Below are 13,663 nucleotides of genomic sequence, written 5' to 3' on the forward strand. Positions count from 1 at the left end.
GAAATAATCGAAAGGTGGGCCTATCTGTCAACGAATACGCTTCGCGAACGAATAAACGAATGTCGTGCGGCGTGGGCATTCGTTTATTCGTTGGAAATTCGTTGACAGAGAACTTCGCTCAGGACGCTTTCATACCTTTCAAAATCTCCTTCGCCGCATTGCGCCCCGCCGCGCCGGGCAGGCCGCCGCCAGGGTGTGTGCCAGAGCCGCACAGGTACAACCCGCCGAGCGGCGTGCGATATTGCGACCAACCCGGCACAGGCCGCATGAAGAAAAGTTGGTTGAGGGTCATATCGCCGTGATACGGATTACCTTCAGTCAAGCCGTAAGTCTCTTCAAGATCGAGCGGCGTGATCACCTGCCGGTGCAAAATGGCCGATGGAAGATTGGGCGCATATTCGGCCAACGTCTCAATCACCACGTCACCTAACCTTTCCCTCATTTCCCCCCATTTCCCATTTCTCAAGTGATACGGCGCATACTGCACCCAAACCGACATCACGTGCTTGCCCTCCGGCGCGCGCGACGGATCGAGCAATGACGGGATCACGGCTTCAAGGTAGGGCTTCTGCGAGAACTCGCCGTACTTGGCCGCATCGTAAGCCTTCTCTAAATAGTTGAGGCTGGGGCTGATTGAAATGGAACCACGAAGATGCGGCCTATCGCCAGGCAGGGCAGTGAAGTTCGGCAATTTGTCGAGCGCCAGATTCACCTTCGCCACCACGCCCCGGAATTGAATGTTGCGCACGCTCTGCACAAAGCTCGGATCGAAGTTGAAGGGATCGTTCAGGCCGAAGAACGTGTTGCGCGGGTCGGCGCTGGAGATGACCATGCGAGCCGAAATCTCCTCGCCGCTTGCCAGCGCCACGCCGGTTGCCCGGTCACTCTTCACAATCACTTGCATCACCGTCGCGCTCGTCCGAATCTCTGCGCCGCTTGCCTTAGCCGCACTTGCCAGCGCCTCGGCCAGCGCGCCCATGCCGCCCTTTGGAAACGCGGTCGGGCGGAATGATCCTTCCTTGCATCCGACGTGATGGTGCAAAAAGTTGTAGCCTGTGCCTGCGGCGCGCGGCCCCTGATGAAGGCTGGTGATTCCGCTCGCGGCCAGCGTGCCTTTGAGCGCCTCGCCCTCGAACCAGTCGTTGAGCAGTTCGGCCACCGACATGGGCAAAAGGCGCACCATCTCCATCATGTCCTTGTTGCCAAGCTGGCGCAGTTTGCCGCCCAGGCCAAGCAGTGTCATCAGGTCGCCACCGTCAGTGGCGGTCAACCCTGGCATTCCCGCCGAGTACATCGCGTCCAGAAAGCCGGCCAGCTTCGTCATCTGAGCGCTGAACTTCAGCCACTTTTCGCCGTCACTCTTCGAGAATTGCTGGATCGACTCGATAGTCTTGCCGCTGTGTTCCCAAAGCGTCAAGCGCCTTCCGTCGGGCAGAGGCGTGAAGGTGTTGACCTCGCTTCGCAGGATTTCGAGACCGTGCTTGGCCAGATCGAGATCGCGAACGATGTCGGATCGCAAGCCGCCGATTTTGTGGGCGACGGTGTCGAACTTGAACCCCGGAAAAACTTCCTCAGTGGCCGCCGTCCCGCCGAGCACAGGGCGTTTTTCTACAACCAACACTTTGAGTCCGGCTTTGGCTAAATAAGCGGCGGCGGTCAACCCGTTCAGGCCGGCGCCGATGATGAGGGCATCGTAATTGCTCATGGTCACTCCATATAAGAGAATTGGAGGATTGGCGAATTCGAGAATCCTCCCATCCCCCAATTCTCTAATCACACTTTCCCATCCTTCAACATCTCCCCCGCCGCCAGCCGCCCGTTTGCGCCCATGATGCCGCCGCCGGGGTGCGTGCCTGAGCCGCACTGGTAGAAATTGCGGATCGGGCTACGATACTTGGCCCACGACTGAGTCGGGCGCAGGAAGAAGAGTTGATGCAAAAGCAGTTCGCCCTGAAAGATGTTGCCCTCGGTGAGGCCAGTCATCTGTTCGATGTCCCAGGGCGTAAGCACTTGCCGGTGCAGGATGATGTCTTTGATGTTGGGCGCGTACTCGGCGATGGTGTCAATCACGGCGTCGCCAAAGGCTTCGCGCTTGGCCTCATCCCAGCCGCCCTCGATGGAACTCGGCGCGTACTGCACGAAGCAGGACATGACGTGCTTGCCGGGCGGGGCCATGTTGGAATCGATCATCGAAGGGATGATCATGTCAATGTAAGGCCGCTGTGAAAAGCGCCCGTACTTGGCGTCATCATAAGCGCGTTCGATATAGTCTACACTGGGGCTGATGGAGATTGCGCCATAATGATGCCGCCCCACGCCGGGCATGCAGGTGAAGTCGGGGAGGCGGTCCAACGCCAGATTCACTTTACCTGACGATCCTTGAATCTTGTACTTGCGAATGCCGTCCACAAAATCAGTCGGCAATTCTTTCGGCTCGATCATCTTGAGGAAGGTGCGCTTTGGATCAAGGCTGGAGGCAATCACTTTGGCGTAAACCTCATCGCCGTTTTCAAGCGCCACGCCGACGGCCTGCCCGTTCTTAACGATCACCTGTGACACGCCGGCGTTGAGTCGAATCTCAACGCCGAAACTTCGGGCGGCGCTGGCGATGGCTTCGCTGATTCCGCCCGTGCCGCCTTTGGCAAAGCCCCAGGCCCGGAACGCGCCGTCAATCTCGCCCATGTAGTGATGCAGAAGCACGTAAGCCGTGCCGGGCGAGCGCGGCCCCATGAACGTGCCGATGATGCCGCTGGCCGACTTGGTGCCTTTGAGAGCGTCGGTCTCGAACCACTCGTCGAGATAATCGGCGGCGCTCATCGTCATGAGTTTGAAGAGGGCGGTGAATTTTTCTTCGCCCAGACCGCGCATGTGACCGCCCAACTTTGCTAACCCGGCGAGATCGTTGGGACTCAGCGAGGTCGGGTCGGGCGGGATCATGCCGATGATGGGTTTGACGGCCATGGCCATGTGGTGCATCAGGTGGCCGAAGTCGTCGTAGGCGTCGGCGTCTTTGGGCGAGTGGCGGTAAATCTCGCGCCGCGTCTCGTCGTGGTCGTCCCAGAAGGCGATGTGGTCGCCGTTCGGCAAAGGCGTGAGCGTGCTGGGCAGAGGCAGAATCTCCAGGCCGTGCTTCGGCAGTTGCAGATCACGAATCAATTCCGGCCTGAGCAGGCTGACGACGTAAGAGAAGACCGTGAACTTGAAGCCGGGGTATATTTCTTCAGAGACCGCCGCCCCGCCGACCAGATGCCGCCGTTCCAGCACCAGAACTTTTTTTCCGGCGCGAGCCAGGTAAGCCGCCGTCACCAACCCGTTGTGCCCGCCGCCGATGATGATTGCGTCGTAGGTGTTTGACATAGTTAGACTCTGAGCGTGCTAATTCTCTAATTCTCCAATTCTCGAATTTCGAGAATTGGAGAATTGGAGATTAGGCCCTCTTCCTCTCAGGATTAAAGAACGGCATCTTCGCAACATGCGCCGTCGCGAATTTGCGGCGGTGTTCAACCGTCACTTCCATCGTCACCAGCGCGCCCGGTTTGGCGTGCGCCGACTCGACGTGGGCCAGGGCGATGTACTTCTTGAGAATCGGCGACCAGCAACCGCTGGAGGCGTAGCCCACCTGACGGCCCGCAGAGAAAATTGGCACGCTGGCGCGAAAGGCAATCGTTGGCAGTTGAGGCGGCAGGCCAACATCGTTGTAGAGTCGCTCCAGCGAGTCCCACTCCACTTCCACGCCCACGAACTGCCACGTTGAACCTTGCTCTTTTTCTTTCATCAAGGCTTTGCGTCCGATGAAGTTGGGTTTGTCCAGGTTGACGGCCCAACCGAGGCCGATCTCAAACGGCGACGACTTCTGGGCCTCAATCGTCGCCCGCCTGGCCGAGACGTAATCCACGTCGAGCATGATCAACCCGGCCTCGATCCGCGCCACGTCGAGCGCCCAGATTCCAGCAGGCGTGAGGCCGTAACCGTTGCCTTTACTGACCAGCGTGTCCCAGATCGACTCGGCGTGTTTGGCCTCGATCCAGATTTCGTAGCCGAGGTCGCCGGTGTAGCCGGTGCGCGAGATTTCGACGGGGCAGCCGCCGATGTCGGCCCGAACCAGCCGGTAATATTTCAGCCTGTCCAAATCTGCGCCCGACGAGGCGGCCTTGAGAATTTCACGCGAGCGCGGGCCTTGCAGGGCCAGCGAGGCGGTGCGGCTCGACACGTCCTCAATCGTCACGTTTAGGCCCATTGCGTTGTCGCACAGCCAGCGATAGTTTGGCTCGGCGGAGGTCAGGCGGAAAATTTGATCGTCGAGCCGGGCGATGGTGCCGTCGTCAATCACCTTGCCGTGCTCGTCGCACCAGGGCGTGTAAGCCACCTGGCCGACGGCGAGCTTGGACAGATCGCGAGTGACGACGCGGTTGAGCAGGCGCAGAGCGTCCGGCCCGCTGACTCGATACTTGTAGAGCGGCGAGACGTCAATGAGCGCCGCGCTGTTGCGAATGGCCCAGTATTCGCGGTCGGGCAAAAGCTCGTAGGAGCTGACGACGAGATGGCCGCCCCAGCGCCGCCAGTTCTGGGCCTGGCAGAGAGGGGAGGTGCGGGAGTGAAAGGGAGTGCCTGTAAGCATAATGACAAATGGCGAATGACAAATGACGAATGGCGAAGGTGGTTTCTTTCGTCTACCGCCCTTCGTCTTTCGTCTACGATGTTCCTTCGGCTGGCGCGAAGAACACCAGCAGGGTCAAGTCTTCGACGATGCTGTGAAAGCGGTGGTCTTCTCCGGCTTTGACGAAGATGATCGAACCGGACTGAACAGGGCGATCTTCTCCCGCCACTTGAATCTGCCCGCGCCCGCTGGCGACGTAATAGACTTCGTCTTCGGCGTGCGGTAGTTGGGGGTCGGTTGCGCCGGCGGCCAGGGTGTAGATGCCCACGCTCATCGTCCCGCTTGGCGGGCGCAGGAACTCTTGATAGAAATGTTTTTCTCGTTGAAATTTGGGAATCAATTGAGACAGTTCGAAGGCTTGCATGAGTGTCCTTTCTTGGGTTTGCTCGCGGCGGATTTGTAGTCCGCCGCTGGACGCTCCGCGAAATCCAGCGAGAGCGACTATTGTTCAGATCGGTATCCGAGCTTTTGCGAAATTCGGCTAGCAGATTCCTTGACCAGCGCCGCAATTTTCGGCAGGCGATTATCGGTCATCCGCGCGCCGGGGCCGCCCACGCTAATGGCGGCCTCCACCTGGCCTTCGTGGTTGAACACAGGCCCGGCGATTACCACAAAGCCGATCTCCAATTCTTCGTTGGCAATTGCGTAGCCTTGCTCGCGCACCTGCGCCAGTTCGCGCTTGAGCGCCTCGCGTGACGAAATGGTGTTCTCGGTCATTTTGGTCAGGCGGCTTTGAAGATGCGCCTCGCGTTCAGCATCTAATAGAAAGGCCAGCATGACCTTACCGGTGGAGGTGGCGTGGGCCGGCCAGCGCGTGCCGATGGAAGGGGTGCCGCCGATCATGTGGCGGCTGATCACCTCGTCGAGAATCAAGGTGTCGCTGTCGGCCAGCACTTCCAGGGTCACCGTCTCGCCGGTTTCCTGGGCCAGCAATTGCAATTCGGAGTGGCTTGCAGTGCGCAGGTCGTTGGCCCTCAGCGCCCGCCAGCCCAGCACGATCAATTCGGGGCCGAGACGATAAGCTTCGTTGGCCGGGTTGCGGGAGATGAGGCCTTCTCGTTCAAGAGCGGCCAGCAGGCGGTGAGTGGTGGTTTTGTTCAGGCTCACCGCGCGGGCCAGGTCGGCTAAACCAAGCTCCGATTGGGAGTCGGTGAATGTTTTGAGGAGGGAGACGGCGCGCTGGACGGTTTGCGCGCCGGGGTAGGTTTCTGGCGATTTCATTATATGAACTATGTTTCAGTATGTGGAACAATCTTAATCGGGTGAGCGAAGGCTGTCAAGGGCATGGTAGACTCCGCCTCATGGAAGAAAAACCTCGTGTTCTGCTGGTGGACGACGAAGCCGCCATCACCGACAACCTGGCCCCGTTCCTGGAACGGTCGGGGTTCGAGGTCGTCGTGGCGGCCAATGGCGAAGACGCTCTGCGTCAGGTAGCGGCTTCCACCCCGGCAATCGTCATCATGGATGTGCTGATGCCGGTTCTGGATGGCCGTGAAGCCCTGCGCCGCCTGCGCCGCGCCGGAAACTGGACGCCCGTTATTCTGCTGACCCAAGTTGGCGAGTCCAGCGAGCGGGCAATGGCTCTCGAAGAAGGCGCAGACGATTACCTCAACAAGCCCTTCGACCCGCACGAACTGGTGGCCCGCCTGAAGGCCGTGCTCCGGCGGGCGCGGCCCGGCCAGCCGCCGCTCGCCACCGCCTCCCGCATCGCCAGCGGCGACCTGTTGCTCGACCGCACATCACGCCGCGCCTGGCTCGCCGGAAACGAAGTGACGCTCACCCCCAAAGCCAGCGCCCTGCTCGAATACCTGATGACTCATCCTGACGAACTCATCAGCCGCGAGCGGTTGCTCGATGCTGTTTGGGGCTGGGAGTATCCGGCCGGCACGCGAACGGTAGACACTCGCATCGCCGAACTTCGCCGCGCTCTGAACGACGATCCATCCGAGCCGCGCTTCATCGAAACTGTGCCGGGGCAGGGCTATCGGTTCGTGGGATCGGTTGAGGGTGTGGCGTGAAGCGACTCGCGTTGTGGGCCGTCTCGTTGATACCGGCTTGCATCGGGGCAACCGTTACTGCAACCCTGGCCCTGGGTCAACTCAACAACCCGATCCTTTACCTGCGCGCTGATCTTGGCACCCTGTCGCTCCTGCTGGGCATCGGCCTTTCCACGTTGCTCATGTTGGCGTTGGGCGGCTGGGCCTGGTTGGAGAATCAACACGGCCAAACGCTGACGCAAACGATCCTTCGAGTTGCCGCCGACCGCCGCCGCTTTTTGCAGAGACTCGATCACGAACTGAAAAATCCGCTCACGGCGATTCGGGCCGGGCTGGTGAATGTGGGGGACGGCGACTCCGCCGAAACGTTGTCCAGCATCCAGGCTCAAGTGCAACGCATCAGCCGCCTCACCGCCGACCTTCGCAAACTTTCCGAACTCGAAACGCGCCCGTTCGAACGCTCGGCAGTAGACATGGCCGACCTTTTGCAACAAGTCTTCGAGTTGGCGCAAGAACGGCCTGAGGCCGGGACTCGCCGCCTCTCATTGCAACTGCCGCAAGCACCCTGGCCTCTGCCCGCCATCTTCGGTGACCATGATCTGCTACTGCTCGTCGTCCATAACTTGCTCGACAATGCGCTGAAGTTCACCCGGCCTAGCGGCACGGTTGAAGTTCGCGCCTTCGAGGACGGGGCCGCCGTCGTGATCGAAGTGGCCGACACCGGCCCCGGCATCCCCGAAGAAGACATGCCCCACATCTGGGAAGAGTTGTACCGGGGTCAGGGCGCGCGCGGCGTACCCGGCAGCGGCCTCGGGCTGGCGCTCACCAGCGCCATCGTCCAGCGGCACGGCGGCCAAATCGTCGTCCGAAGCCGCCCCGGGCAGGGCACGGTCTTCACCGTGCGCCTGCCCATCAAAAGTTAGTTCCCCAAGACTCAGACTTCCGAAGTCTCGAAGACTTCGGAAGTCTGAGTCTGACTCCCCTTGTGACAAATCTGTAACACGCTATAGCAAGCCTGTCACGCCCTGAAAAACCGGTGTGACGTTGATTTGCTACGATGTTCTCCGAGCCGGAAACCTGCCCGGCCCCTCTGGCGTCTAACAAGAAGCCGCGCCCGATCACAAGGAGAACATTGCCCATGCCTACCCATGATTACTTGCCCACCACCCGCTGGATGACTCGCGCCCTCGGCGTCATGATCAACAGCTTCTTTTTGCTGATCCTCCTGCTGGCGTTGACCAATGAGGATGGCGTGCCGCCCCAGGGATGGCCCGTCATTGTTTGTCTGGCCGTTTGTATCCTGGGCGTTTTCAGCGCCTGCCGCTGGACTCGGCCCGGCGGGCGGATTGTGGTTGCCGGGGCGTTAGCGCTTTGTGTGGCGGCCCTGTACTCGACATTTGTCACCGGCCTGCCCTGGGAGGGCCTGGTGCTGGCTTTCATCTATCCTGTGCCATTCTTCATCGTCGGCAGTCTGTTTTTGGTTGATGGTTAGACGGCTGAAAAGCATCTAAACTAGCAAGTGAATGGAGAGCCGAAAACTTCTTGCCATTTATGGTTTGAGCGTTGCTGTTGCAATGCTGTTGTCGGCCTACGGCGGCACGTTTGAAGTTGGCATTGAGCAACCGATTGACGCCACGCTGACACAAGTCGTGGCGTTCACAAAATCATTTGAAGTCGTCGCCGACCGCCACCCCTGAGATAACACCTTCTCTAGCAGTGGCGGTTTCACCGTCGGAGGCCGCCATCAGCCGCACCGCCGCCAACTCAGTGACAGAATTGTTGGCGTGGTAAACTACTCTGGCTGATGAAGGAAATGAAAATCCAGTCTAAAACTTTATGGGTCAATCTGGCGATCTGTCTGTTGCTGGCCTCTTGTGTCAGCGGACGGCCAGGGAGCACGGCGACAACTGAATCAGTCGCTATCACATCTTCGCCCGTCAAGTACGCAGATGCTAACACCCCGCCACCAACTCTTCCAGCCAACTCTCCTGTTTTCTCGCCAGGTGAGTTAGTGCCCAGGCTCGTGTCGCCAACAATAGGAGAGTGGTTCATTAAAGCGTGGCAAGTGAAGCCCGCTAGATTTGGATATGAGTTTATCTCATGGCACAATGATACCTCCTTGAGGTTTGAAGGTTCTAACAGAGGAGATGCGATTTTAGATGTTACGAAACCCGATATGCCTGCTGATATATTAATTGAGGAACTTGATGATCGCCACCGTCTCCTTTCGCCTGATGGGCAATATCTCATTGTTTGTGACAATGGCATAGATTTGTTTCATCTTCCTGATAATCAACAAATTGGACACGCGGCCATTCAAACTTCGTCTGGTGGTTGTTCGGCTATCTGGTCGCCAGATAATTCGGCCGTGGCGATTCTTGAAGATGAAACAGATGGAATTCACGTTTGGGGTATTGATGGAAGTGAACCTCGCAAAATAGCAACTACCGTGCCGTTCGGTGGAATGGCTTGGTCGCCTGATGGCAACCGCATAGCTTACGCGCAATCAAAGGATGAGTGGAATCGTTTAGCTTCTATCATGTTGATAGACAAGCAAGGCCAACCTCTTTTAAGCTCCCCATTTAATATTGCTTTTGGTGACTATATTCATTTTTGGTGGTTGACTAATGATATTTTAGTGAGTTGTGTTTGCCACAACTCCAGTAGCACTTATAGGTATTATCGAGTTAGTACCCGCGAATTCTTGGTTTCATGGAGTACTGCCGCTGGCGGAAACCCGTCGCCTCGACATCAGCTACCGATGTATTCCTTTAATTATCGCTGGCTTGCATTGGATACTGGCAAGTCCGAAGAATCGCATGATGAGTTTTCCTATAGCGTGTTTGATTTCCAAACCGGCCAGAACTATGTGTTGACTACTGCTCATCTCGATCACAAGTGGGAAGGGAATGTTCGTCGTTCACGTGGGGCTGGCAAGTTCGTTGAATTTTTGGGTTGGAAAGACGATGATTCGGTTTTGTATTTTGTCACTCTGCCAACCGATATGGCTTCAGCCGAAGATCCTAACTCGTCATTCGGGTTTATGGCTTTCGATCCGTTGACTCGAAAATCTCTAATGCTGGTTGAAAATGCCAGACAGGTGGAAATGAGCCCCGATCACAGGTGGGCGTTGATTGTTGTTTCAACCGACGATCCGCATTTATTCCAAGTGGGAATGTGGAATAGTGAAACATCGGCCATAGAATCTATCAGGATGATCTCTGGTTCGGCTTATTATGGCAACCCTGCTTGGTCAATGAAAATTGTGCCAACATCTTGGTCACATGATGGAAAGCAAGTGGTGTTCGCTAATTCCACAACAAGCATTGCTTTGATGAATACTGAAGGTGATTTTTATCAATTGGCAGTTGATTTGCCCCAAGACTTTTGGCTATACCAGTATTTCGATTGGTCTCCTGATGATCGTTTCGTGCTTGTAAACCAGGATGTTTATATTGATCGCTTGGGTTTAGCGTGGGTTATAGATGTGGCTAACCCCTGACTGCTTTAGTCTACGGAAAATTTGTATAAAAGTTGATGCGCCTGAAAAAACTTGTGATAGAATAGCGCCATGTTCAAATTCAGTTCGACGTTCTCGATGTTGATGTGTGGCCGACCGTGTCGGTCGGGCGGCGGGGCCGCCTGACCGTGATGGGTCGCGCACGCGCGCGATTTCCCTGTAACACCAAGAACTGCCAGCCTCGGCTGGCGGTTTTGTTTAATCCGCAGATTTTCGCAGACGCTTCGCGCGCAGATAAAAATGATCTGCGGAAATCTGCGTAATCTGCGGATATAATCTCAAGCTGTTGAGGAGACTGACATGACCGAAAACATTCTCGTTTCCGTAGCCTGGCCTTACGCCAACGCCGACATTCACGTGGGCAACATCACCGGTGCTTACCTGCCCGCCGACGTGTTCGCCCGCTACCATCGCCTCAAGGGCAACCGGGTGCTGATGGTCTCCGGCACCGACGCACATGGCACGCCCATCACCGTCCGGGCGGATGCCGAGGGCGTGTCGGCGCAGGAAATTTACGAACGCTACCATCGCCGCTTTCTCGATCTGTTCGTCAAGTTCGGGCTGGCCTACGATCTGTTCACCACCACCCACACCGAGAATCACTTCAAGGTGTCGCAGGACATCTTTCTGGCGCTCAAAGAGAACGGCTACCTTTACACTCAGAAGGAACAGCAGTGGTACGAGCCGGGCAAGGGCCGCTTCCTGCCCGACCGTTACGTGGAAGGCGAGTGCTACATTTGCCACTTCCCCAACGCGCGCGGCGACCAGTGCGACAACTGCGGCAACCTGCTCGACTCGGTTCAACTGATCAATCCACGCGCCAAAGATGGCGGCCAGCTTGAACTGCGTGAGACTGAGCATTTCTATCTCGATCTCGGCAAGCTCGCGCCCGCGTTAAGCCGCTACCTCAATGACGGCAAGGAGCACTGGCGGCCCAACGTCATCAACCGCTCGCGGCAGGACGTGGCCGACCTGCATGGCCGGGCCATCACTCGCGATCTCGATTGGGGCATTCCGGTTCCAATAGATAATTGGAGTGGGAAGTGTCTCTACGTGTGGTTTGAGGCCGTTATTGGTTATTTCTCGGCTTCGATTGAATGGTCGAGCAACAACGGCAAGCCTGAAGCATGGAAAGATTGGTGGTACGACAAGGCGGCAAAAACATATTACTTCATCGGCAAGGACAACATCCCCTTTCACGCCGTCATCTGGCCGGCGCAACTCATCGGGGCCAACCGCCTCTACGAAACCGACCCGGCCAAAACCCTCAACCTTCCCTACGACGTTCCGGCCAACGAATTCTTGAACCTTGAGGGGCAAAAGATTTCGGGTAGCCGCAACTGGGCGGTGTGGGGCCTGGACTCTGCCGAACGCTACGACCCGGACGCTCTGCGCTACTACCTGCTGGCCAACATGCCAGAGTCCAAAGACGCCGACTGGTCGTGGAGCGAGTTTGTGGCTCGCAACAACAACGAACTGGTGGCCACGTGGGGCAACCTGGCGAATCGCGTCCTGTCGTTTGCTTACAAGAACTTCGAGGCCGAAGTGCCCGACCCCGGCCCGCTTCGCCCCGAAGATCGCGAGTTGATTGCCAGCATCAACGCCGGTTTTGAAAGTGTTGGCGCGTTGCTCGACGCGGTGAAACTGCGGGCGGCGCTGGCTGAAGCTTTGCGCCTGGCGAGCGAAGTCAACCGCTACCTTGACGTTCGAGCGCCCTGGAGCGAGATCAAAGCCGACCGGCCCGCGGCGGCCAAAACTGTGTACACCGCTCTCAAAGCCATCGACTCGCTCAAAGTCATCTTTGCGCCGTTCCTGCCGTTCTCGTCGGAGCAACTGCACAGCTACTTCGGCTATCCCGGCGCGCTCTTCGGAACACAAAAGATAGTGACTTACGAAGAGCCGTCTCGCGCTCACGAAGCGCTGACTTACGATCCGGCCGGCGCTGTGGGCAAATGGCAACCGAGCGAACTCAGGCCGCATCAAGTCTTGCGCCCGCCCGCGCCGCTGTTCAAGAAGCTGGAGGAGAAGGTGGCAGAGGAGGAAGTGGCGAGGTTGCATGGCAATACTTAAACAGGGAGACAAGGAGACAAGGAGACAAGGAGACGGGTTTCTCCTTGTCTCCCCTTCTCCCCTTCTCCTTGTCTCGCTTATCATCGCCGCCTACCTTGCCATCGGCTTCCAGTACGCCCTCCTCACCCCTGCCTGGCAAGTGCCAGACGAACCGGCGCACTACAACTATGTTCGCACCATCGCCGAGCACGGCGCTCTGCCGGTGCTGAACGTCGGCGATTACGATCAGACTTATCTTTCCCAGCTGACCTCACAAGGCTTCCCGCCCGAACTTTCGGTAGACTCGGTTGACTACGAGTCGTGGCAACCGCCTCTGTATTATTTGCTTGCCTCTCCAATCTTCCTTTTGTTTGATGGGGCGCTCTTGCCTCTGCGCGTGTTTTCATTATTACTCGGCGCGGGCGTCATCGTCTTTGCCTTTCTTGCCGTGCGCGAAGCAGTGGGGGTGACTGTAGGGGCGACTCATGAGTCGCCCTTGCCCCTGCTGGCCGCCGGGTTCATCGCCTTCATCCCGCAACACGTTGCCATGATGGCGGGTGTGAACAACGACAGCCTCTCCGAACTGCTGATTGCGATTGGCTTATGGCTAATCTTGAGAATCAATCGCCAAATTTGGGATTTGGGATTTGGGATTTTGGGATTTGTGATTGGCCTGGCCTTCATCACCAAATCACAGGCTTACGTGCTTGCGCCGGTGGCAGGGCTGATGCTGTTGCTGGCCTGGCGGCGCAATCTCCAATTACCAATAACTAATAACCAATTACGCTCACTATCCACTCGGCTCGTCGTCGTCTTTATCCCCGCCCTCCTCATCGGCTCGCTGATGTGGTGGCGCAACATCACTGTCTACGGCTGGCCCGATTTCATGGCCGCCTCCCGCCACAACCTGGTTGTCGCCGACCAGCCACGCACAAGCCAGTGGGTAGCCGAGTTCGGCTCAACCGAAGTAATGCGCCGCTTCTTTCAAACCACTTTCCAAAGCTTCTGGGGCCAGTTTGGCTGGATGGGGGTGGTGATGGATGGGCGGGTTTATACAGTGTTGCTGGTTTACACGTTGTTGTTGATTGGGGGATTGGTTATTGGTTATTGGAGAAATAGAGGATTAGAGAATTCTCCACGCGAAGCGTCCAATTCTCTAATCTCTAATTACTATTTACTAATTACTTCCGGCCTCCTCACCCTCGGCCTCTATCTTTACTACAACCTCTCCTACGTCCAGCACCAGGGCCGCTACCTCTTCCCGGCGCTGATTCCGCTTGGGCTGGCGGCGGCGGTGGGGCTAAGTGGCTGGGGCGGGATATTGAGTCGGCTGACCCGGCGAGACATGAGTTGGGTCGTTGGGGCAGTCGCCCTGATCGCGATGGCCGCGTTAGATGTGTTCGCCTTGTATCGCTTTATCGTCCCCGCCCTTCGTTGAGC

At 57.5% G+C, this 13,663-nt stretch carries 12 protein-coding genes; 7 read left to right on the forward strand and 5 right to left on the reverse strand.

The annotated features are described in order from the left end of the window. Nucleotides 1-118: 118 nt before the first annotated feature. The 5 genes from HYZ49_17120 to HYZ49_17140 form a co-directional block, all read right to left on the reverse strand. Nucleotides 119-1,705, reverse strand: a complete 1,587-nt coding sequence (locus HYZ49_17120; protein ID MBI3244006.1) for an NAD(P)/FAD-dependent oxidoreductase — start codon at nt 1,703-1,705, stop codon at nt 119-121. Nucleotides 1,706-1,773: 68 nt separating this feature from the next. Next, nucleotides 1,774-3,357: an NAD(P)/FAD-dependent oxidoreductase gene (locus HYZ49_17125; protein MBI3244007.1), complete on the reverse strand. Its 1,584-nt coding sequence runs from the start codon at nt 3,355-3,357 to the stop codon at nt 1,774-1,776. A 70-nt stretch (nt 3,358-3,427) separates the two neighbouring features. Beyond that, nucleotides 3,428-4,618 carry an aminomethyl transferase family protein gene (locus HYZ49_17130; protein ID MBI3244008.1) on the reverse strand — a complete coding sequence of 397 codons (1,191 nt, stop codon included), beginning with the start codon at nt 4,616-4,618 and terminating at the stop codon, nt 3,428-3,430. Nucleotides 4,619-4,691: 73 nt separating this feature from the next. After that, on the reverse strand, nt 4,692-5,021 hold the full coding sequence (locus HYZ49_17135; protein MBI3244009.1) for a cupin domain-containing protein: 330 nt from the start codon (nt 5,019-5,021) through the stop codon (nt 4,692-4,694). Nucleotides 5,022-5,098: 77 nt separating this feature from the next. Beyond that, nucleotides 5,099-5,878 carry an IclR family transcriptional regulator gene (locus tag HYZ49_17140; protein ID MBI3244010.1) on the reverse strand — a complete coding sequence of 260 codons (780 nt, stop codon included), beginning with the start codon at nt 5,876-5,878 and terminating at the stop codon, nt 5,099-5,101. An 80-nt stretch (nt 5,879-5,958) separates the two neighbouring features. Here HYZ49_17140 and HYZ49_17145 point away from each other — a divergent pair, with 80 nt between their 5' ends. From HYZ49_17145 to HYZ49_17175, 7 genes are all read left to right on the forward strand, one after another. Further along, nucleotides 5,959-6,675, forward strand: coding sequence for a response regulator transcription factor (locus HYZ49_17145; protein MBI3244011.1), 717 nt, complete (start codon nt 5,959-5,961; stop codon nt 6,673-6,675). After that, entirely contained in the window at nt 6,672-7,577 is a 906-nt protein-coding gene (locus HYZ49_17150; protein ID MBI3244012.1) for a HAMP domain-containing histidine kinase, read from the forward strand. Before HYZ49_17145 ends, HYZ49_17150 begins: the two co-directional genes overlap by 4 nt. Nucleotides 7,578-7,792: 215 nt before the next feature. Beyond that, nucleotides 7,793-8,146: a hypothetical protein gene (locus HYZ49_17155; GenBank protein ID MBI3244013.1), complete on the forward strand. Its 354-nt coding sequence runs from the start codon at nt 7,793-7,795 to the stop codon at nt 8,144-8,146. A 31-nt stretch (nt 8,147-8,177) separates the two neighbouring features. Beyond that, on the forward strand, nt 8,178-8,351 hold the full coding sequence (locus tag HYZ49_17160) for a hypothetical protein (protein MBI3244014.1): 174 nt from the start codon (nt 8,178-8,180) through the stop codon (nt 8,349-8,351). A 116-nt stretch (nt 8,352-8,467) separates the two neighbouring features. Beyond that, entirely contained in the window at nt 8,468-10,156 is a 1,689-nt protein-coding gene (locus HYZ49_17165) for a PD40 domain-containing protein (protein MBI3244015.1), read from the forward strand. 318 nt (nt 10,157-10,474) lie between these two features. After that, nucleotides 10,475-12,244: a methionine--tRNA ligase gene (locus HYZ49_17170; protein ID MBI3244016.1), complete on the forward strand. Its 1,770-nt coding sequence runs from the start codon at nt 10,475-10,477 to the stop codon at nt 12,242-12,244. Then, entirely contained in the window at nt 12,231-13,661 is a 1,431-nt protein-coding gene (locus tag HYZ49_17175; protein ID MBI3244017.1) for a glycosyltransferase family 39 protein, read from the forward strand. Before HYZ49_17170 ends, HYZ49_17175 begins: the two co-directional genes overlap by 14 nt. Nucleotides 13,662-13,663: the final 2 nt, after the last annotated feature.

The sequence above is a fragment of the Chloroflexota bacterium genome, from assembly GCA_016197225.1.
Classification (GTDB): Bacteria; Chloroflexota; Anaerolineae; order Anaerolineales; family VGOW01; genus VGOW01.

What these genes read in the sequence shown, in the direction of transcription:
- HYZ49_17140 (MBI3244010.1), bottom strand. Translation starts at nt 5,878, where the DNA reads ATGAAATCGCCAGAAACCTACCCCGGCGCGCAAACCGTCCAGCGCGCC.
- HYZ49_17135 (MBI3244009.1), bottom strand. Translation starts at nt 5,021, where the DNA reads ATGCAAGCCTTCGAACTGTCTCAATTGATTCCCAAATTTCAACGAGAA.
- HYZ49_17130 (MBI3244008.1), bottom strand. Translation starts at nt 4,618, where the DNA reads ATGCTTACAGGCACTCCCTTTCACTCCCGCACCTCCCCTCTCTGCCAG.
- HYZ49_17160 (MBI3244014.1), top strand. Translation starts at nt 8,178, where the DNA reads ATGGAGAGCCGAAAACTTCTTGCCATTTATGGTTTGAGCGTTGCTGTT.
- HYZ49_17170 (MBI3244016.1), top strand. Translation starts at nt 10,475, where the DNA reads ATGACCGAAAACATTCTCGTTTCCGTAGCCTGGCCTTACGCCAACGCC.
- HYZ49_17145 (MBI3244011.1), top strand. Translation starts at nt 5,959, where the DNA reads ATGGAAGAAAAACCTCGTGTTCTGCTGGTGGACGACGAAGCCGCCATC.
- HYZ49_17175 (MBI3244017.1), top strand. Translation starts at nt 12,231, where the DNA reads ATGGCAATACTTAAACAGGGAGACAAGGAGACAAGGAGACAAGGAGAC.
- HYZ49_17155 (MBI3244013.1), top strand. Translation starts at nt 7,793, where the DNA reads ATGCCTACCCATGATTACTTGCCCACCACCCGCTGGATGACTCGCGCC.
- HYZ49_17165 (MBI3244015.1), top strand. Translation starts at nt 8,468, where the DNA reads ATGAAAATCCAGTCTAAAACTTTATGGGTCAATCTGGCGATCTGTCTG.
- HYZ49_17120 (MBI3244006.1), bottom strand. Translation starts at nt 1,705, where the DNA reads ATGAGCAATTACGATGCCCTCATCATCGGCGCCGGCCTGAACGGGTTG.
- HYZ49_17125 (MBI3244007.1), bottom strand. Translation starts at nt 3,357, where the DNA reads ATGTCAAACACCTACGACGCAATCATCATCGGCGGCGGGCACAACGGG.